The organism is Psychrosphaera sp. (assembly GCF_982872775.1).
Genome location: NZ_CEYNSH010000031.1, coordinates 1 through 20,478, shown reverse-complemented (window position 1 = coordinate 20,478; position 20,478 = coordinate 1). Strand labels below are relative to the sequence as shown.

Sequence of the window (20,478 nt, the reverse complement as noted above, 5' to 3'; positions counted from 1 at the left end):
ATCTTATGCTCCCTGTTCAACCGTTTTAGGTGCGGCAGAGTCTTGTTCTTGCGTTTCTGACTTTTTAACAAATACTTTTTGGTCTAGAAGTGCGTATAAACACGGGATAAAGATCAGCGTTAATACGGTTGCGTAAATCAAACCAAATATAACTGTCAATGCCATCGGTGTGCGCATTTCTGCGCCATCACCGGTTCCAATGACCAGTGGCAATAAGCCCAGCGTTGTTGTTAGCGTTGTCATTACGATAGGGCGTAAGCGGCTTTGAGCTGACGCTTTAATCGCCGCTATTTTTTCTTCACCTTGCTCACGTAATTGATTAATGCGGTCAATTAGAACAATGGCGTTGTTTACCACAATACCTGCAAGCATGATTAAACCAATAAACACCACAACACTTAAATTGGTGCCAGTCAGGTACAGTCCATATATCGAACCAGCGCCGGCTAGTGGCACTGTGAAAAGGATGAGGAGAGGGTGCAGCAGTGACTCAAACTGTGAAGCCATGACGATGTAAACCATGAACACAGCCAAAGCCAACGCAAATATGAGACTATTGAATGACACTTCCATGTCCTCATTTTGACCATCGATACTCCAAGTTACATTAAGTGGCACTTGGTTCTGGGTGATGATATTTTCAACTTCTTTTACAGCGGTTGATAAATCATCTGTTAGGACATTGATATCAATAATCGCAACACGCTCTTGTTGCAAGCGGTTGATTTCACTCGGACCGGTAGTAACTGTGATGTCTGCAACATCTTCCAGTGTGACGGCTTGGTTTGCATCCGGGTTGATTATTAGTTGGCTTAACGCATTGATCGAATCACGTCTGCTTTCCTCAGTACGAACAAGAATGTCAACCTTTCTATCACCGACACTAAGTTTTGTCGCAACTTTACCGCCGACTTGTGTTGCTACCACATCGGAAACCGTTGCTGCAGTTAAGCCTAACTGAGCGAGACGAGTATGGTTAAAATCGAGTGAAATTTCTGGGTTACCTGATTTTAAGCTTGGATTGATATCAGTAAGTAGTGGGGAAGAGCCAAATGCTTCAGTTAATCTATCGCTTACGCTCGCTAATGTATCCAACTCATAACTCGCGAGTACGACTTGAATTGGTGCTTTGAAGGTAAGTAGTTGAGGGCGATCAATTTTGCTTGTGAACCCAGGCATACCAGCCATCTTTTCACGTAAGGATTCAATGACCGCAAACTCATCCTGCTTAGTGGCGCCTTTCGTAAGCACGACATTTAATCGGCCCCAATTATCACCACTTTGACCTGGAGAGGCGTTCATAAGACTACCTGTGCCGATGACACTATAGGTTTTCTCTACCGGTTCCATTTGACGGATATGTTGTGAGAGCTCTGTTAACGTTTGTTGGGTTACGTTTAACTTAGTTCCTGTTGGCATTAAGACATCGACATAAAACTCACCTTGAGCCATAGGAGGTAATAATTCACTTCCCAGCTTTTTAGCTAGTGGGATACTTCCAACTGACATTAAAACAATAATGACAATAGCGGTGACAGGTGTATTCAGTACTTTATTCAGTGAATTGTTGTATGCAGAAGCAATAAAGTCGTAAACAAAGTTAAAACCAGCTGCGATCGGCACAAACAAAACACTCGCTGTTTTAATTAAAGCACGAATCACGATTTTAAAGAATGTAACAACCAAAAGTGGTAAATAGTAAAATGCACCTTTAAATATTGCTCTAACAGGCCAAGTTACGTACCAAAAAATCAACGATAAACGTTTGGTTGGTTTACCAGCCTTTTCGCGTGGAGCAACCTCAGGCACCATCTTAGTTTCTCTTTTTTCTCTGGAAGCCAGCATTGGAATAAGAGTAAGGGAAACCATGAGCGAGGCTAATAGGGCAAAGGTAATGGCCATTGCTTGGTCACTAAATAATTGACCAGCAATACCTTCGACAAAAGCCAAAGGAAAAAATACCGCCATTGTGGTTAAAGTAGAAGCGGTAACGGCTGTCGCAACCTCTTTTGTACCGAGAAGCGCGGCCAATTTAGGGGCTTTCCCTTGCTCTTTATGACGCGCGATATTTTCAAGAACAACGATGGCACTATCAACGAGTAAGCCTATTGCCAGTGCGATACCACCCAAGCTCATGATATTAAGTGATATTCCATTCGCATTCATGAAGTTAAAAGTAGCAATAACGGATACCGGGATAGACAATGAAACGATGAAGGTTGTCCAACTGTTTCTTAAAAATAGAAATAAAACGAACATGGCTAACAAACCGCCAATGACACCAGCAGACTTAACTTCGTTTACGGCAGACTCTATAAAATTAGCTTGATTGTAAACCGCTTCAATCTTTAAACCTTCAGGAAGGTTCTTGTTGATCGGCTTGAGCTGATTCATCACAAGTTGGCTAACTTTTACTGAGTTTGCGTCGCCTTCTTTATAAAGGGCAATTTCAATACTCTCTTTACCGTTGATCTGAGTGATTGAGTCACGCTCTTTATGACTGTCAGTTACGGTGGCAATATCAGACAAACGAACAATGTTTAATTGATTTTGCTTGATAATGAGGTTTCTTATTTCGTCTAAGTTTTTAAATTGGTTTATGGTCCTGACAAAATAATCTTGGCTAGTGTCTTTGACACGACCACCGGCCATATTGATATTTTCTTCTCTTAGTCTCTGTAAAACATGTTGTAAGGTAATTTGATGGTGATTCAATTTAAACTGGTCAATTTCGACGTGGATTTCTTGTTCTAAACCACCGCCCACCTGAACTGAGGCGACGCCAGATGTTGATTCTAGATTACGTTTTATTTGCTCTTCTGCAAAAATACGAACCTGCTTTAAGTCCATCGTTTCGCTGTCATTTGTTAATGCAAATCGCATGATAGGGTCAAGAGATGGGTTGAAGCGCAGTAACACTGGCTTCTTAATGTCTAAAGGCAGCTGAATGATATCTAGCTTTTCGCGAACATTGAGGCTCGCCATATCCATATCGGTGCCCCAGTTAAACTCCAAAACAACATCAGATTGACCAGCTTTAGAAATCGAATGAACTTGTCTGACGTTTTTAACTATGCCTACCGCTTCTTCAATTGGTTTACTAATTAGCATTTCGACTTCTTGAGGAGCCGCGCCTTCATAATCGGTTCTGACTGTTAGTGTCGGGTAAGACAAGTCAGGTAGTAAATTAACAGCCAAGCGACTTAAAGAAACAAGGCCAAATAGCATAACCGCTAACACAAACATCCAAATCGTGACGGGTCGTTTTATTGCAACTTCCACTAATTTCATGGCTCTATCCTTGTTTATTTAGTTTCTACAACTTTTACGTCTGCGTTGTCTTTTAAATTGTTGTGGCCAGCAATAATAAGCTGTGAGTCATCATTTAGACCGCTTAATACTTCAACTAAGCCATTGTGTTGATAACCCAATGTGATATCCGTTTTGACGGCTTTTCCATCAATGACTTGATAAACCATATGGTTGTTATCGAGAGATAAGACAGCGTTAGATGGAGCAACCAACGTGTTTTCGTGTAAGCCTAATTGGATATTAACTTCGGCAAACATACCAGGTTTGAGTTCACCGTTTTTATTATCGACCACGACGACAACTTTAAACGTACCGTTATTGGCATCAATGACTGGGCTGATGCGATCGATGTGAGCATTAAAAGTTTTGTTGCCAAGCGCAGAAAGAGTCAGTTCAGCAGGTTGGTTTTTCTGGATATCAGAGAAACGGCCCTCAGGAATGTAAAGGACCCCCTCTAACTTATCTTGAGCGACGATGTGATATAAATTTTGATGTTGATATTGATGAACCAAGTTACCAATTTTGGCATAACGTTTAGCAATATAACCATCGATAGGTGCCACTATATTTGTTTCTTGGACGTCAAGCTGAGCAATGTCGGTTGAGGCTTGTAATGACTCTAAGCGCCACTGCAGTTTTTCTAGTTGATCAGCGCTGATCAAATTTTTGTTCTTTGCTGCATTAATTCGATCCAGTTCGCTTTTTACTTGTTTTAACTCTGCCTGTCTCTGTTGCAAAGCTAACTGATAACGAGAGTCGTCAAGTTTAGCTAAAACTTGTCCTTTTTTTACATAATCGCCTTCTTCCACATAAATAGACTCGATTAAGCCCTGAACTTTACTAATGACATCTGCCTCAGCAGGGGATTCGAGTGTTGCATTTGAAGCGTAGTAATTAGCTATACTAGCTCTTGATACTGGCGTAACGGCAACAGGAACTTGAATAATTTCTTCCACTTTCTCTTCTTTGTCTACCGAAGCAGTGGCTTCTTCACATCCTGATATGTTGAGCAAACCTAACACTGTTAAAGCAATTACTGAGATTTTAGCTATTGGGTTAAGTGTTGTTTGTTTCATAATTCTATGTCCATTTAGGTTTTATATGTTGGCATTAATTTTCGTAATAGTGCCTTTCTCGCAAAACCAGTGCCAACTATTTTTAATATATAAAACAATGGTTTAGGGTTTGTTGGTTTTTTGCATGGACAAAAAGGCTAATTAACTTGAGCAAATTTACTAAAACTTAGTAAATATGATTAACATTCATTTAAAAGTTTAGTTGAAATAACCTTTTATGACGGACAGTTAGCAAACTAATATTAAAAGGTTGGTTTATTCAGTACGTTAACGATAACCTTAGTTGGCTCTATTCCTATGGGACCATGCTCGAAGGGATAGTTAACAAAAGTGTTGCTAGATTACAGGCATAAAAAAAGCGACCCAAAGGCCGCTTCATATCAGTATTTTGAAAAACGTTTTGATTAGCGTTTGCTAACTGGAACGTAATCACGCTTAGGTGCGCCAGTGTATAACTGACGAGGACGGCCAATTTTTTGACCTGCTTCACCTAACATTTCATCCCAGTGGCTGATCCAACCAACGGTACGAGACATAGCAAAGATAACCGTAAACATGCTTGTAGGGATACCGATTGCTTTAAGAATAATACCTGAGTAGAAGTCTACGTTCGGGTATAGTTTCTTCTCAACGAAGTATGGGTCTTCAAGCGCAATACGCTCTAGTTCCATAGCCACGTCTAACAATGGATCTTTGATGTTTAATGCTTCAAGAACTTCGTGACAGGTTTCACGCATAACTTTTGCACGTGGGTCGAAGTTTTTGTATACGCGGTGACCGAAGCCCATTAGACGGAATGGGTCTGCTTTGTCTTTCGCACGAGCAACGAACTCAGGAATACGGTCAACAGAACCAATTTCTTCTAACATGTTAAGACATGCTTCGTTTGCACCACCGTGAGCTGGACCCCATAGAGATGCGATACCCGCTGCGATACACGCGTATGGGTTAGCACCAGAAGAACCAGCTAAACGTACTGTAGATGTTGACGCATTTTGCTCATGGTCAGCGTGAAGCATAAAGATCTTGTCCATTGCTTTAGCAAGGACAGGATTAACTGTGTATTCTTCAGCTGGAACAGAGAACATCATGTGTAAGAAGTTTTCTGAGTACGATAAGTTGTTACGTGGGTAAACAAACGGCTGACCGATGCTGTATTTGTAAGCCATCGCTGCAATCGTAGGCAATTTTGCTACTAAGCGATATGCACTGCGTTTACGCTGCTCTGGGTCAGTGATGTCTAAGTCGTCATGGTAGAAGCTTGATAGAGCACCAGTTACACCACATAGCATTGCCATTGGGTGTGCATCTACAACAAAACCTTGGAAGAAAGTCGCAATCTTTTCGTGAACCATAGTGTGGTTCGTGATTGTATTTTCAAACTCAGCCAAACCTTCTGCGCTCGGTAATTCACCGTTTAGAAGCAGGTAGCTTAGTTCTAGGTAAGAAGATTCATTGGCTAATTGCTCGATTGGGTAACCACGGTGTAATAACACACCTTTACCGCCATCGATGAATGTAATCTCTGATTGACATGAAGCAGTGGCCAAAAAACCTGGATCATATGTGAATACGCCTTGCGCACCTAAAGTACGTACGTCGATAACATCGTTACCAGCGGTACCAGAAATCATTGGTAAGTCGAATGGTTCTTGCCCTGTGACTTGAACTGTGGCCTTCTTATCTGCCATGCATGTTCTCCTCATAATATTTAGTGGAATTTAATCTTTAGATTAGCTCTTCAGTATAGAAGAAAAAAAATAGATTAAGTCTAAGTCATTTAAAATAATCGCGACATTGTAACTCGAAAATAGAGTAAAAAGTCAATTTAATTGCACAAATGTTCAATTATTATTCACAATACGGTGCAAACTGATTAAAAAGTCAACTTTAACACGTTAAATTTAAACAGAAATTGATATATCTCAAATCGCTATATATACTGCGGGTACTGCACACGTATGCAGGTAGCCTTTGGTGAGCTTAAAGAAAAATATAAAGAAATTTAAGGCTCAACAAATCCATCGGTGTATTACATCGGTATACTCTAAAAAAACAACAGCTCTGATAGGCATGTAATCGTGAAAAAACAAAGACCTGTAAATCTAGATCTGACAACCATTTCTATGCCAGCTACGGCAAATGCGTCAATTCTTCACCGAATCACTGGCGTAGCGATGTTTTTCGCATTGATTTTTGTAATCGTAGTATGGGCCATTTCTCTACAATCTCCAGAGAGCTTTGAATACGCTAAAGAGCTTATTCAAGGTGTCATCGGTAAGATTATAGCGGTTGGTACATTGGCAATGCTTTCTTACCATATCATTGGTGGCCTACGTCACTTAGTAATGGATATGGGTCACTGGGAAGAATTGGAGTCAGGAAACCTTAGTGCCAAATTAGCCATCGCTATTTGGATCGTAACAGTAATCTTAGCAGGAGTATGGATATGGTAATTAACCAAGCTTCTTTAAAACGAGATGGTGTTCAAGATTACGTATCGTTGCGCGCAACTGCGTTAATTATGACTGCTTACACGTTTTTCATCTTATATGTCTTCTTAACAACGCCAGAAATGACATTTGAAATTTGGTCTGGTTTGTTTGCTAATATCGGCGTGAAAATTTTCACCTTTATTACATTATTATGTATTTGGGTACACACTCGCATTGGTATGTGGCAGGTTCTAACTGACTACGTTAAAAACACAGCAACACGCACTGTATTAAGCTTCGTGCTTAACACTATTGGTTTGGCGTACGTTGTGGCTGGCTTATTTATCTTGTGGGGTGTCTAGTGAGTATAACTGTTCAAGAATTTGATGCCGTCGTAATCGGCGCAGGTGGTGCGGGTATGCGCGCCGCTTTGCAAATTGCAGAGTCAGGCCAATCATGTGCTTTGATCTCAAAGGTATTTCCGACTCGTTCACACACAGTATCTGCGCAAGGTGGTATCACGGTAGCACTTGGTAACGCGCACGAAGATAACTGGGAATACCACATGTATGACACGGTTAAAGGGTCTGATTACATCGGTGACCAAGACGCAATCGAATACATGTGTAAAACGGGTCCAGAAGCGATATTAGAAATGGAAAACAAAGGTTTACCATTCTCACGTTTCGAAAACGGTAAAGTTTACCAACGTCCTTTTGGTGGCCAGTCTAAAAACTTTGGTGGTGAACAGGCTGCACGTACAGCAGCGGCAGCTGACCGAACAGGTCACGCGCTTCTTCATTTGTTATACCAACAAAATGTTAAAAACAAGACAACGGTATACAGCGAATGGTATGCATTAGACTTGGTTAAAAACCAAGACGGTGCAGTAATTGGTTGTACTGCGATTGATATTGAGTCTGGTGAAGTCGTATTCTTCAAGGCTCGTGCAACAGTATTAGCAACGGGTGGTGCAGGTCGTATATATGCATCTACAACTAATGCTCACATTAACACTGGTGACGGTGTTGGTATGGCAGCTCGTGCAGGCGTTGCGTTACAAGATATGGAAATGTGGCAGTTCCACCCAACGGGTATCGCTGGCGCAGGTACATTGGTAACCGAAGGTTGTCGTGGTGAAGGTGGTTACCTCCTAAACAAAGACGGTGAGCGTTTCATGGAGCGTTATGCACCAAACGCTAAAGACTTAGCGGGTCGTGACGTTGTTGCTCGTGCAATGATGACTGAAATCCGTGAAGGTCGTGGTTGTGATGGTCCACATGGTCCGCACATTAAGCTGAAACTTGACCACTTAGGTCGCGAAACTCTTGAGTCTCGTTTACCAGGTGTATGTGAATTATCTAAGACATTCGCACACGTTCACCCAGCTGATGAACCAATTCCAGTAATCCCTACTTGTCACTACATGATGGGTGGTGTTCCTACTAATGTTAACGGTCAAGCGTTAACCAAAGCAGAAGATGGTTCTTTCAAAGAAGTTGAAGGCTTATTCGCTGTTGGTGAAATTGCTTGTGTATCTGTACACGGTGCCAACCGCTTAGGTGGTAACTCACTACTTGACCTTGTTGTATTTGGCCGTGCAGCTGGCCTATACCTAGAGAAATACCTAGGTGAAGGTGGCGGTGCTACCAACTACTCTAAAGACGACGCTGAAGAAGCGATGCAACGATACAATCGTTGGGAATCTACTAAGCAAGGTGAAGACCCAGTTCAGATCAAGAAAGATCTACAGAATTGTATGCAATTAAACTTCTCTGTTTTCCGTACAGGTGAAGCAATGGCAGAAGGTCTAAATGAGCTTAAAGAGATTCGTGAACGTCTTAAGCACGCTAAATTGTCTGATAACTCATCTGAGTTCAACACTCAGCGTATCGAGTGTCTAGAATTAGACAACTTAATGGAAACAGCTTATGCAACGGCAGTAGCTGCGAATTTCCGTACTGAGAGCCGTGGTGCTCACAGCCGTGAAGATTTCCTAGACCGTGATGATGAAAACTGGTTATGTCACAGCATCTATGATCCTAATACGGAAGAGATGAGCAAGCGTGATGTAAACATGTCACCTAACCATCGTGAAGCGTTCCCGCCAAAAGCGCGAACTTACTAAGAAGGTATGTAACGCATTATGAAAACGTTGAATTTCTCTATATACCGTTATAATCCGGATGTTGATGACAAGCCATACATGAAAGACTACCAGCTTCAAGTTGAAGAAGGTCAGGACATGATGGTACTTGACGCTCTTAACTTGATTAAAGAGCAAGATCCAACATTATCTTATCGTCGTTCTTGCCGTGAAGGTGTTTGTGGCTCAGACGGCATGAATATGAACGGTAAAAATGGCTTGGCGTGTATAACTCCTCTGTCAGCTTTGGGGAACGGCACTATTGTTGTCCGCCCTTTACCTGGTCTTCCGGTTGTCCGTGACCTTGTAATTGACATGACTCAGTTCTACACTCAATACGAAAAAGTTAAACCGTACTTGATCAACGATGACAAGCAGCCACCTGCTCGTGAGCATCTTCAATCTATTGAAGAGCGCGATAAGCTAGATGGTTTATACGAGTGTATTCTTTGTGCTTGTTGTTCAACATCTTGTCCGTCGTTCTGGTGGAACCCAGACAAGTTCATCGGCCCTGCAGGCTTGTTACATGCTTATCGATTCCTAATCGATAGCCGTGATACTGCAACCGAAGAGCGTTTAGCGGACCTAGACGATGCGTTTAGTGTGTTCCGTTGCCACGGCATCATGAACTGCGTAAACGTTTGTCCTAAAGGTTTGAACCCGACCAAAGCAATTGGTCACATTAAATCAATGCTATTGCAGAGGTCAGTTTAATCTTGGCAGAGAGTCCAGTGGTTAATCGATAATAATTAAGAGTCGTTCCATTTATACTGGAAGGGCTCTTTTTTGTTTTAATTTATGTAAAATATAGTCTTAACGACTTACAAGGATATATATCTAATGCACGAAGGTGTTATGCAAACTTGGCTGGAGAGTTCTCATCTATCCGCTAACAGCATGGTATATGTTGAGCAGATGTACGAGCTGTACCTAGACGATCCTACATCTGTTTCTGACGAGTGGCGTGAAATTTTTGACCATTTACCCAAAGTTGAAGGGGTATCGGTTGAGACTAAACACTCTGAGGTGCGCGACTTATTTGCTCAACTAGCCAAAACAAAAGACCGCACAGTTGTATCTGCATCAGAAGAAGCAGACGCAAAACAAGTAAAAGTATTACAACTTATCAACGCTTTCCGTTTCCGCGGACATCAGAACGCCAATTTAGACCCATTAGGGCTTTGGCAGCGTGAAAAAGTTCGTGAGCTTACATTAGAGCATCACGAGCTGTCGGACGTCGATAAGAGCAAAGAATTCAATGTTGGTTCATTTGCTATCGGAAAAGACAAAATGCCACTTGGCGAACTTTTCGATGCTTTGAAACAAACATATTGTGGTTCGATTGGCGCAGAATATATGCACATCACGGATACCGATGAAAAACGTTGGATCCAAAACCGCCTCGAATCAATTAAAAGTACGCCTAAGTTTGACAAAAAGATCAAAAAGCGTGTTTTAAACGGCTTAATCGCAGCCGATGGTCTTGAAAAGTATTTGGGTGCCAAATTCCCAGGTGCTAAGCGCTTTTCACTAGAAGGTGGTGATGCGCTTGTTCCAATGATCAAAGAAATCATTCATAGCGCTGGTACTTCTGGTCAAAAAGAAGTGGTTATTGGTATGGCCCACCGTGGTCGCCTAAATCTTCTTGTTAACGTTCTAGGTAAAAAATCTGGAGAGTTATTTGAAGAGTTCGGTGGTAAAGTTGACCCGTCATTGTTAGCTGGTGACGTTAAATACCACCAAGGTTATTCTTCTGATTTTGCTACAGAAGGCGGTAATGTTCACTTAGCGTTAGCATTTAACCCATCTCACCTTGAAATTGTTAATCCAGTTGTAATGGGTTCGGTTAGAGCACGTCTTGACCGTCGTGACTGTGACACAGGTTCTAAAGCACTGCCTATTACGATTCACGGTGACTCAGCAATTGCGGGTCAAGGTGTGGTTCAAGAGACATTTAATATGTCTCAAACTCGTGCTTACAAAGTAGGTGGCACGGTTCGTATCGTTGTAAACAACCAAGTTGGCTTTACAACGTCTAACCAAGAAGATACGCGTTCTACAGAATATTGTACTGACATCGCTAAAATGGTGCAGGCACCGATTTTCCACGTGAATGCAGATGACCCAGAAGCGGTTGCATTGGTGTCACAAATTGCGGTTGATTATCGCAATACATTCCGTCGCGATGTTGTTATCGATTTAGTCTGTTACCGTCGCCACGGACACAACGAAGCTGATGAGCCAAATGCAACTCAGCCTTTGATGTATCAAAAAATTAAAAAGCATCCTGTGCCGCGCCAATTGTATATTGATCAATTGACTAACGAAGGCGTTATCTCTGAGTCTGACGCAAAAGCGATGATGGATGAGTACCGTGCCATTCTAGATAAAGGTGAATGTACAGTTGAAGAATGGCGTCCAATGACAGAACATTCTGTTGACTGGTCACCGTATTTAGGCCACGACTGGGATATCGACTATGACAAAGAGTTGTCGGTAGACAAGATAAAAGAGCTTGGCGAAAAGATTACGTCATACCCAGATAGCGTTAAACCACATTCTCGTGTTAAAAAACAATACGACGAGCGTGTTAAAATGCTTAACGGTGAGAAAAAGTTAGATTGGGGTACGGCCGAAACATTAGCGTACGCAGATCTTGTTGACCGAGGCACTAATATTCGCCTTACTGGTCAAGATTCTGGCCGTGGTACATTCTTCCACCGTCACGCTGTAATCCACAGCCAAGACGATGCTTCTACTTATACTCCTCTAGAGAACATCAAAGACGGCCAGGGTCGTTTCGAAATCTACGATGCTGTATTATCTGAAGTAGGTGTACTTGCGTTTGAATATGGTTATGCAACAGCAGAACCAGACTCACTTGTTATCTGGGAAGCTCAGTTTGGTGACTTCGCAAACGTAGCTCAAGTTGTTATTGATCAATTCATCAGCTCTGGTGAACAAAAGTGGGGCCGCTTATGTGGTTTAACTATGTTGTTACCACACGGTTACGAAGGTCAAGGTCCAGAGCACTCGTCGGCTCGTTTAGAGCGATTCTTACAATTATGTGCTGATCACAACATGCAAGTTTGCGTGCCGTCGACACCTGCACAGGTGTTCAACATGATCAGACGTCAGGCAATTCGCCCAATGCGTCGTCCACTGATTGTAATGTCTCCTAAGTCATTGTTACGTCACCCAATGGCGGTTTCTTCAATTGAAGAGTTAGCAGACGGTACGTATCACAATGTCATTGATGAAATCGACGATATCAAAACTGAAGACGTGAAGCGCGTTGTATTCTGTTCAGGTAAAGTTTATTACGACCTATTAGACAAGCGTCGTAAAGAAGAGAAGAACGACGTAGCGCTGGTACGTATCGAGCAGCTTTACCCATTCCCTCATGAAGAAATGGATGAAATTGTTGAGAAGTACAAGCACGTAAAAGACTTTGTTTGGTGTCAAGAAGAGCCACAGAACCAAGGGGCTTGGTATTGTAGCCAGCATCATTTCTGGAATTCGATTCCAAAAGGGGCAAACCTAACTTACGCAGGACGTAAAGCGTCTGCTTCACCTGCAGTTGGTTATAACTCTGTCCACCTTAAAGAACAACAAGCGTTGGTAGACGACGCACTAATGATTAAATAATCTCAAGGATTACCCATGACTACTGAAATTAAAGTTCCAGTATTACCAGAATCAGTTGCTGACGCATCAGTGGCCACTTGGCACGTTAAGGTTGGCGACAAAGTATCTCGTGACCAAAACCTAGTTGACATCGAAACAGACAAAGTTGTTTTAGAAGTTGTTTCACCTGAAGACGGTGTAATTACCGAAATCCTTGAAGATGAAGGTGCAACCGTTTTAGGTGAACAAGTCATTGCAAAAGTAGGTGCGGCAGACGCAGCCCCTGCAGAAGCAAGTTCAGATAAAGGTTCAGACAAGAAAGAATCAGCATCAAACGACGGTGGTGAAAAGCAAGTTGTTAAGATTAAGGTTCCTGTATTACCAGAGTCAGTTGCTGATGCGACTATCGCAACTTGGCACGTATCTGAGGGCGACAGCGTAGAACGTGACCAAAACTTAGTTGACATTGAAACTGACAAGGTTGTTCTTGAAGTTGTTGCTCCAGACTCTGGTGTTATCAGCAAAATCTTAAACGCCGAAGGTGACACTGTTCTTGGTGAACAAGACATCGCTGAAATTACAGCTGGCGGTTCAGCAGCTCCAGCAGCGGCTACTTCTGAAGAGTCTTCAGATGAGTCAGGCGATGAAGTGATGTCACCATCTGTGCGTCGTTTAGTTAAAGAAAAAGGTCTAGACGCAAGCAAGATCAAAGGTACTGGTAAAAACGGTAAGATCACCAAAGAAGACGTATTAGCATTTGAAAAACAAGGCTCAAGTGCGCCTGCTAAGCCAGCAGCATCTTCAACACCTGCGCCTGCTGCACCAGTAGGTGACCGTACACAAAAACGTGTTCCAATGACTCGCCTGCGTAAGACAATCGCAAATCGTCTACTAGAAGCGAAAAATTCAACGGCAATGTTAACGACGTTTAACGAAATTAACATGAAGCCAATTATGGATCTTCGTAAGCAATATAAAGACGTATTTGAAGAGCGTCACGGTGCTCGATTAGGCTTTATGTCTTTCTATGTTAAAGCCGTTGTTGAAGCGCTTAAGCGTTTCCCAGCAGTAAATGCATCAATCGACGGTGACGATATTGTTTATCACAACTACTTTGACGTAAGTATTGCAGTATCGACTCCTCGTGGTCTTGTAACACCTGTATTACGTGATTGTGACAAGATGAACTTTGCGGAAATTGAAAACGGTATCCGTGAGCTAGCAATCAAAGGTCGTGACGGCAAGCTAACGGTTGAAGAAATGCAAGGTGGTAACTTCACTATCACAAATGGTGGTGTATTTGGTTCGCTGTTATCAACACCAATCATTAACCTGCCTCAAACTGCAATCTTAGGTATGCACAAAATCCAAGATCGTCCTATGGCGGTTGACGGAAAAGTTGAAATTTTACCGATGATGTACTTAGCTCTTTCATACGATCACCGTTTGATTGATGGTAAAGAGTCAGTTGGTTTCTTAGTAACAATTAAAGAGTTATTAGAAGACCCAGCACGTTTATTGTTAGACATTTAAAGTTTTAACTCTAAACATCGGTTAAATATCGCAATTCAAGGCATTTTAAAGGTGCCTTTTATTGCACAAATTGAGGGGATATTTATAATAGCCCCGCATGATAAATTGGGCTGCATAAACGTTGCAGCCTTTTACTTATAATAGAGATGGATAGAACATCATGAACTTGCATGAATATCAGGGTAAACAGTTGTTTGCTCAATACGGGCTTCCTGTATCTAAAGGCATCGCTGCCGAAACACCAGCAGAAGCGGCTGCAGCAGCAGACCAAGTTGGTGGAGAAGAGTTTGTAGTTAAAGCACAGGTTCACGCCGGTGGCCGTGGTAAAGCGGGTGGCGTAAAGCTAGTTAAAACTAAAGATGAAATTAAAGCATTTGCTGAAAAGTGGTTAGGCGAGCGTCTAGTTACTTATCAAACAGATGAGAACGGCCAACCAGTTAGCCGTATCTTAGTTGAGACATGTACTGACATCGCGCAAGAATTATACTTAGGTGCGGTTGTTGACCGTTCAAGCCGTCGTATCGTATTTATGGCGTCTACTGAAGGCGGTGTTGAAATCGAAACTGTTGCTGAAGAAACTCCTGAAAAGATTCTTAAAGCAGAAATCGACCCATTAGTAGGTGCGCAGCCTTACCAAGGTCGTGATTTAGCGTTCAAACTTGGTCTTGAAGGCAAGCAGGTTTCTCAATTTGTTAAGATCTTCATGGGTCTTGCAAAAATGTTCAAAGAGAAAGACGTTGAACTAATCGAAGTAAACCCACTAGTTATCACTCCAGCTGGCGACTTACACTGTCTTGACGCTAAAGTAGCAATTGACAGCAACGCGGTTTACCGTCACCCAGACCTTAAAGAAATGCACGATCCTTCGCAAGAAGACGCTCGTGAAGCAGACGCAGCTAAGTGGGAACTTAACTACGTTGCACTAGACGGAAACGTTGGCTGTATGGTTAACGGTGCTGGTCTAGCTATGGGTACTATGGATATCGTTAACCTAAACGGTGGCAGCCCAGCTAACTTCCTAGATGTAGGTGGTGGCGCAACTAAAGAACGTGTTGCTGAAGCATTCAAGATCATCTTATCTGATGACAATGTTAAAGCCGTTCTAGTTAACATCTTTGGTGGTATCGTACGTTGTGACATGATCGCAGAAGGTATCATCGGTGCTGTTAAAGAAGTAGGCGTAAACGTACCAGTTGTTGTACGTTTAGAAGGTACTAACGCTGAAAAAGGCCGTGAAGTACTAGCAAATTCTGACGTAGACATCATTGCAGCAGAAAGCTTACAAAGTGCTGCTGAATTAGTCGTTAAAGCTGCAGAGGGCAAATAATGAGCATTTTAATTAACAAAGATACAAAAGTAATCTGTCAAGGTTTCACTGGTGCTCAAGGTACATTCCACTCTGAGCAAGCAATTGCATACGGCACTAACATGGTTGGTGGTGTTACTCCAGGTAAAGGTGGTCAAACTCACCTAGGTCTTCCAGTTTTCAACACAGTTGCTGAAGCTGTTGCTGAAACAGGTGCTGACGCATCAGTTATCTATGTTCCTGCACCATTCTGTAAAGACTCAATCTTAGAAGCGGCTAACTCTGGTATCAAACTAATCGTTTGTATTACTGAAGGTATCCCTACACAAGACATGTTAGACGCAAAAGTTCGTTGTGACGAGCTAGGTGTACGTTTAATCGGTCCTAACTGTCCAGGTGTTATCACTCCAGGTGAATGTAAGATCGGTATCATGCCTGGTCACATCCACAAGCCTGGTCGTGTAGGTATCGTTTCTCGCTCGGGTACACTTACGTACGAAGCGGTTAAGCAAACGACAGACGCTGGTTTCGGTCAGTCTACGTGTGTTGGTATCGGTGGTGACCCAATCCCAGGTACTAACTTCATCGACGTACTAGAAATGTTCGAAAAAGACCCTAAAACTGAAGCTATCGTTATGATCGGTGAGATCGGCGGTACAGCTGAAGAAGAAGCTGCAGCTTACATTAAAGAAAATGTAACTAAGCCTGTTGTTTCTTACATTGCTGGTGTAACTGCACCTGCAGGTAAGCGTATGGGTCACGCTGGTGCGATCATCTCTGGTGGTAAAGGTACTGCGGACGACAAGTTCAAGGCACTAGAAGCTGCTGGCGTTAAAACGGTTCGTTCATTAGCGGATATCGGTAAAGCACTAGCTGAGAAAACTGGTTGGTAATTTACCCTTTAGCACAGGGCTAATGCTCTTGAGCTAAAACAAAAAGGTTAGGCTTGTCCTAGCCTTTTTTTATGCTTGTTTGTTAGGTATCGCTCTTATCCCTAACTTTAAAGTCCCTTAACTAAGGGCAAAAAATACATGTCTAATAGACAAAAAAAGGCCTCAAAAATAGAGGCCTTTATATATTTAAAGTGTTGTGTTTTTAATTAAAACTTATACACACCTTTTAAGTAGTAGAAACCACCGTTGATACCGATAGGTGAGGTAACTGGGTATTTCGCACCAGCAATCTCATTGTCCCACATCGTGTTTTCATCAGGTGTTTCATCAAACGCGTTCTTAGCACCAATTACAAATTCAAAATTCTCTGCAACGTCAATCGCAGCTTCTAAATCAACTGTAAACTCAGCAGAGATATCTTCAATTGGTAAGCCTGAATCTAAGTGATCTTCATAAATGTCACTGAAGTAGTTCAGACGAGCCATAACTCTCCAACCATCGTTTGCATGGTTAGTAGTGAAACTCCAGCGGTGATTAGGAAGGTTTTCTTCAATCATGCGAACACGTTCAGCAGAAATGTTGCTTGAGTGCTGTGTAACTTCCGTCTCAGTCCAGTTGTAGGCTAATGAGTATTTGTTTTCACCACCCATGAAGTCTTGAGAGTAGTTTGCAACAACGTCAATACCGGTAGTATCAGTATCAAAATCGTTAGTGAAGTAACTAACTTCGTTGAAACTAGATGCATCTTGTACACCTTGATCTAACAAGGTTTGGATATCTTGCTCAGATAGTTTGATACCAGAAACAGTCGCGATACGGTCGGTAACTTCAATATTGAAGTAGTCGATTGTTACGAATAGTCCATTGTCAAACTCACCGACAAAACCAAAACTGATTGACTCAGACTCTTCCGGCTGAAGTGGCTTACCACCTTTTAGCTCGGCAACAGGGTTTGTTGGCGGAAGCGTAGCGCGGTCAATTAGTTTGCCATCAGTACCAAACGCAGTGGTTACGTTACGTACTGTTGATTGACCAATAGTAGGCGCTTTAAAGCCAGTACTGAATGCACCACGAAGCGCCATAGTGTCGTTTAACTGATAACGACCTGCTAACTTGCCTTTAGTTGTGTTGCCAAAGTCAGAGAAGTCTTCAAAACGAATTGCACCAGAAACCATTAAGTCATCATTGACCATGTATTCAACGTCACCGTATAGAGCAAAACTTTGACGGTCATTTTTACCAGCACTTTTCGCAGATAGACCAGGGAAACCGTTTGAACCGATACCAAAACCTTGAGAGGCTAGAGGGCCAATTTCCCAAGATTTGTAATCACCCGCAATACTTTCGTAAGACTCGTGACGGAATTCAACACCACCGGCCACGTTTAACGTACCATCATTGAAATTGTCGATATACTTAGATACGTCTAAGTTTAGTGACTGTTCAGACTGGATGTATTTACCAGGCTTAAATGATGTTGGTGTATCAGGACCTAAACTTGGGTTGATTGTGTTACTGATCATGAAGTCAACTTCGTTACTACCTGCATAGAAGCTAATATCGTAGTTCAGTTCTTCTACTAACCAGTCTGTTTCACCCTTTGTACCTAATGCGATTGAAGAGTCTACAATCTTGCCGCCAAACTTAGGTGTGAAGCCACCAGGGAACATTTCATTAAATGCAAAACAGTCAGGGTTGTTCGCTACTTCATTGATGTAACGTGAGTTATTTAGAACATTATTACCAACGCGAAGATCAGTAGGGCAGTTACCACTCATATCACCCGTTAAGTCACCAACTAATAATAACTGGTTACCATCATCGTCTTTACCGCCGTCATTAACACCACCACGGTTGTGCGGGTTACGGAAGTAGAAACCTCCTTCCACTTCACGTTCTGCATAGTTTAAGAACATGTAAGCTTCGGCATCCTGAGATAATTCTAAACCAAAGTTACCAAATAGTTTGATGTCATCTTTGATTTCTGGGTTACCCCAAACTTGGGCAGGGTTAGCTACAAAAGTATTTCCTGAAGCAATAAGCGCGGCTGCGTCATCTCTTTGAACACTGCGACTTGTAGGATCTGCTTCTTTGAATTCAAACGAGAAGTTTGCATAACCTTCAGACGTTAATGGCAAACCAATGTTACCAGCGTACTGTACAGTGTCGCCGTCACCCTCATAGTGAGAACCGTATTTCACTTCAAACATACCGCCGTCGGCATCGTCTTTAAGCACAAAGTTAATAACACCGGCAATCGCATCAGATCCATATTGTGCAGCGGCACCATCACGTAATACTTCTACTTGCTTTATGCCGATTGAAGGAATAACTGATAAATCAGGTCCTTGAGCACCATCAGAAAGACCGCCACCTAAAAAGGTGATTACAGCAGAACGGTGACGGCGTTTACCGTTTACCAACACTAACGTGTGGTCAGCAGCCATACCACGAAGGTTCGCTGGGCGAACTAGCGTCGAGGCATCGTTAATAGGTTGTTCGTTTACATTAAAAGAAGGTACCGATGTTTGTAACATGGATACCATGTCGGTCGAACCTTGTTTGTTAAATTCCTCAGCGCTAATTACGTCTACAGGCACTGGGGAGTCGCCAATTGAACGCGGCGCTGCGCGTGAACCGACAACCGCAATTTTTTCAATATCCTTTTCAGCAGCGGTTTCGTCAGCAAATGCGACACTTGGGGAAATTACACCAACAGAAAGGCTCGAAAGCAGAGAGTATTTTAATACTCGAGAAAGTGGTTTTAATTTAAACATTTTTGTTCCCTTTATTTATTCTTATAAGTCACCCAAATTATTTTTATAAGAGGCGACAAAACTAACGTACATTGAAATAAATAAATTTACTAGAGAATAAATAGGCTTATTGGGCGAAAATTGTTCAAAAAATGGTGTTTTTTTACAAATATTTAATAGACAGGTGTATTTTTATTACATTAAAGCTGTTGGGTTTACTTTTTTGGGCATAAAAAAGGCAGACTTTTGTCTGCCTTTGTTTACATTAATTCAGTTGGAATTAATTATTTACCGCCATTTTTGATAATTTCTTGAGCGATAATGTCAGCCACTTCATGAGTTGGTTTATTTTCGAGCTTAGCGCGTTCAAAAATTGCCATTAAAGTGTCGTAGATTTCTTCAACTTTCTTCGTTGCTTTTTCTGAGCTGTAACCTTCTGGGTCTTGCTCGAAGAAAATATTGATGATACCACCTGCGTTGATCGCGTAATCGGGGGCGTAAAGGATACCTTTATCCATCAGCACTTTACCGTGCTTTGGTAGGGCAAGTTGGTTGTTAGCACAGCCAGCAATTATTTTTACTTTGAATTGCTCGATTGTTTCGTCGTTAATTGTCGCACCAAGTGCACAAGGAACATAAACGTCAGCTTCAACACCGTAGATTTCGTCTAGTTCAACCGCCGTTGCACCGAATTCTGAAACGGCTTTGTCAATTGAGTCTTGATTGATATCTGTGACGATGAGTTTGCCACCGTCTTGGTATAGTTTTTCACATAAATACATACCGACTGAACCCAAGCCTTGAATACTGAAGGTAAGGCCTTCTAGGCTATCTTGGCCTAATTGATGTTTAACGGCTGCTTTTATTCCAAGGTATGTGCCATACGCAGTAAACGGTGCAGGGTTACCACTTTTTCCTTCAAGGCCAACAACGAACTTAGTCTCTTTGTAGGCATGCATAATGTCACCGGTAGTGATGTTTACATCTTCTGCTGAGTAGTAAGTTCCGTTTAGATTGTTTAGTGCACGACCAAATGCACGAAATAGCGCTTCAGACTTAAGCTTTTTAGGATCGCCAATAATGACCGCCTTACCACCGCCAAAATTTAAGCCGGCTAGGGCGTTTTTATACGTCATACCTTTTGATAAACGCAATACGTCAATTAAGGCTTCTTCATCATTGTCGTAATTCCAAAAACGACACCCGCCAACTGCTGGGCCACAATTTGTATTGTGTACGGCAATAATAGCTTTTAATCCAGTTTGTTCGTCGTTACAAAATACGACTTGTTCGTGGTTATCAAATTCTGGTTGAGAAAAAACGGTCAATGCCAACTCCTGAAAAAGTTATAAAAACTAGGCGTTTTTTGCTTAGTTTGGTTTCTTTGTTTTGGG

At 42.1% G+C, this 20,478-nt stretch carries 13 protein-coding genes; 8 read left to right on the top strand and 5 right to left on the bottom strand.

Going from position 1 to position 20,478, the window contains the following annotated elements:
• Positions 1–3 precede the first annotated feature (3 nt).
• From AC4E96_RS10060 to AC4E96_RS10050, 3 genes are all read right to left on the bottom strand, one after another.
• Positions 4–3,291 carry an efflux RND transporter permease subunit gene (locus AC4E96_RS10060; protein ID WP_490255725.1) on the bottom strand — a complete coding sequence of 1,096 codons (3,288 nt, stop codon included), beginning with the start codon at positions 3,289–3,291 and terminating at the stop codon, positions 4–6.
• Positions 3,292–3,305: 14 nt separating this feature from the next.
• Positions 3,306–4,388, bottom strand: coding sequence for an efflux RND transporter periplasmic adaptor subunit (locus tag AC4E96_RS10055; RefSeq protein WP_488033194.1), 1,083 nt, complete (start codon positions 4,386–4,388; stop codon positions 3,306–3,308).
• A gap of 404 nt (positions 4,389–4,792) precedes the next feature.
• Positions 4,793–6,079, bottom strand: coding sequence for a citrate synthase (locus AC4E96_RS10050; protein ID WP_490255724.1), 1,287 nt, complete (start codon positions 6,077–6,079; stop codon positions 4,793–4,795).
• Between the two features lie 390 nt (positions 6,080–6,469).
• Between AC4E96_RS10050 and sdhC the strand changes: the two genes are divergently transcribed.
• From sdhC to sucD, 8 genes are all read left to right on the top strand, one after another.
• Complete coding sequence (gene sdhC, locus AC4E96_RS10045) at positions 6,470–6,844, top strand: succinate dehydrogenase, cytochrome b556 subunit (RefSeq protein WP_490255723.1); 375 nt, start codon at positions 6,470–6,472, stop codon at positions 6,842–6,844.
• The gene (sdhD, locus tag AC4E96_RS10040) at positions 6,838–7,185 is read left to right on the top strand and encodes a succinate dehydrogenase, hydrophobic membrane anchor protein (protein ID WP_488033197.1); all 348 of its coding nucleotides are present in this window, start codon (positions 6,838–6,840) and stop codon (positions 7,183–7,185) included. Before sdhC ends, sdhD begins: the two co-directional genes overlap by 7 nt.
• The gene (gene sdhA, locus AC4E96_RS10035; RefSeq protein WP_488033198.1) at positions 7,185–8,951 is read left to right on the top strand and encodes a succinate dehydrogenase flavoprotein subunit; all 1,767 of its coding nucleotides are present in this window, start codon (positions 7,185–7,187) and stop codon (positions 8,949–8,951) included. Before sdhD ends, sdhA begins: the two co-directional genes overlap by 1 nt.
• 18 nt (positions 8,952–8,969) lie before the next feature.
• Positions 8,970–9,683 carry a succinate dehydrogenase iron-sulfur subunit gene (locus AC4E96_RS10030; protein WP_488033199.1) on the top strand — a complete coding sequence of 238 codons (714 nt, stop codon included), beginning with the start codon at positions 8,970–8,972 and terminating at the stop codon, positions 9,681–9,683.
• 126 nt (positions 9,684–9,809) lie between these two features.
• Positions 9,810–12,617, top strand: a complete 2,808-nt coding sequence (sucA, locus tag AC4E96_RS10025) for a 2-oxoglutarate dehydrogenase E1 component (protein WP_490255722.1) — start codon at positions 9,810–9,812, stop codon at positions 12,615–12,617.
• A gap of 15 nt (positions 12,618–12,632) precedes the next feature.
• Positions 12,633–14,129, top strand: a complete 1,497-nt coding sequence (gene odhB / locus AC4E96_RS10020) for a 2-oxoglutarate dehydrogenase complex dihydrolipoyllysine-residue succinyltransferase (RefSeq protein ID WP_490255721.1) — start codon at positions 12,633–12,635, stop codon at positions 14,127–14,129.
• Between the two features lie 160 nt (positions 14,130–14,289).
• Positions 14,290–15,456 (top strand): ADP-forming succinate--CoA ligase subunit beta, encoded by a 1,167-nt coding sequence (sucC, locus tag AC4E96_RS10015; protein WP_488033202.1) that lies wholly within the window; start codon positions 14,290–14,292, stop codon positions 15,454–15,456.
• The gene (sucD, locus tag AC4E96_RS10010) at positions 15,456–16,328 is read left to right on the top strand and encodes a succinate--CoA ligase subunit alpha (protein WP_488033203.1); all 873 of its coding nucleotides are present in this window, start codon (positions 15,456–15,458) and stop codon (positions 16,326–16,328) included. The genes sucC and sucD overlap by 1 nt, the downstream gene beginning before the upstream one ends.
• Before the next feature lie 206 nt (positions 16,329–16,534).
• Here sucD and AC4E96_RS10005 read toward each other — a convergent pair whose 3' ends face one another.
• A complete protein-coding gene (locus tag AC4E96_RS10005) occupies positions 16,535–19,105 on the bottom strand; it encodes a TonB-dependent receptor plug domain-containing protein (RefSeq protein WP_490255720.1) in 2,571 nt (856 codons plus the stop codon).
• 263 nt (positions 19,106–19,368) lie between these two features.
• A complete protein-coding gene (locus tag AC4E96_RS10000) occupies positions 19,369–20,412 on the bottom strand; it encodes a Glu/Leu/Phe/Val family dehydrogenase (RefSeq protein ID WP_488033205.1) in 1,044 nt (347 codons plus the stop codon).
• Positions 20,413–20,478: the final 66 nt, after the last annotated feature.

What these genes read in the sequence shown, in the direction of transcription:
- AC4E96_RS10030 (WP_488033199.1), top strand. Translation starts at nt 8,970, where the DNA reads ATGAAAACGTTGAATTTCTCTATATACCGTTATAATCCGGATGTTGAT.
- AC4E96_RS10005 (WP_490255720.1), bottom strand. Translation starts at nt 19,105, where the DNA reads ATGTTTAAATTAAAACCACTTTCTCGAGTATTAAAATACTCTCTGCTT.
- AC4E96_RS10060 (WP_490255725.1), bottom strand. Translation starts at nt 3,291, where the DNA reads ATGAAATTAGTGGAAGTTGCAATAAAACGACCCGTCACGATTTGGATG.
- AC4E96_RS10050 (WP_490255724.1), bottom strand. Translation starts at nt 6,079, where the DNA reads ATGGCAGATAAGAAGGCCACAGTTCAAGTCACAGGGCAAGAACCATTC.
- AC4E96_RS10055 (WP_488033194.1), bottom strand. Translation starts at nt 4,388, where the DNA reads ATGAAACAAACAACACTTAACCCAATAGCTAAAATCTCAGTAATTGCT.
- odhB (WP_490255721.1), top strand. Translation starts at nt 12,633, where the DNA reads ATGACTACTGAAATTAAAGTTCCAGTATTACCAGAATCAGTTGCTGAC.
- sucA (WP_490255722.1), top strand. Translation starts at nt 9,810, where the DNA reads ATGCACGAAGGTGTTATGCAAACTTGGCTGGAGAGTTCTCATCTATCC.
- sucD (WP_488033203.1), top strand. Translation starts at nt 15,456, where the DNA reads ATGAGCATTTTAATTAACAAAGATACAAAAGTAATCTGTCAAGGTTTC.
- sdhD (WP_488033197.1), top strand. Translation starts at nt 6,838, where the DNA reads ATGGTAATTAACCAAGCTTCTTTAAAACGAGATGGTGTTCAAGATTAC.
- sucC (WP_488033202.1), top strand. Translation starts at nt 14,290, where the DNA reads ATGAACTTGCATGAATATCAGGGTAAACAGTTGTTTGCTCAATACGGG.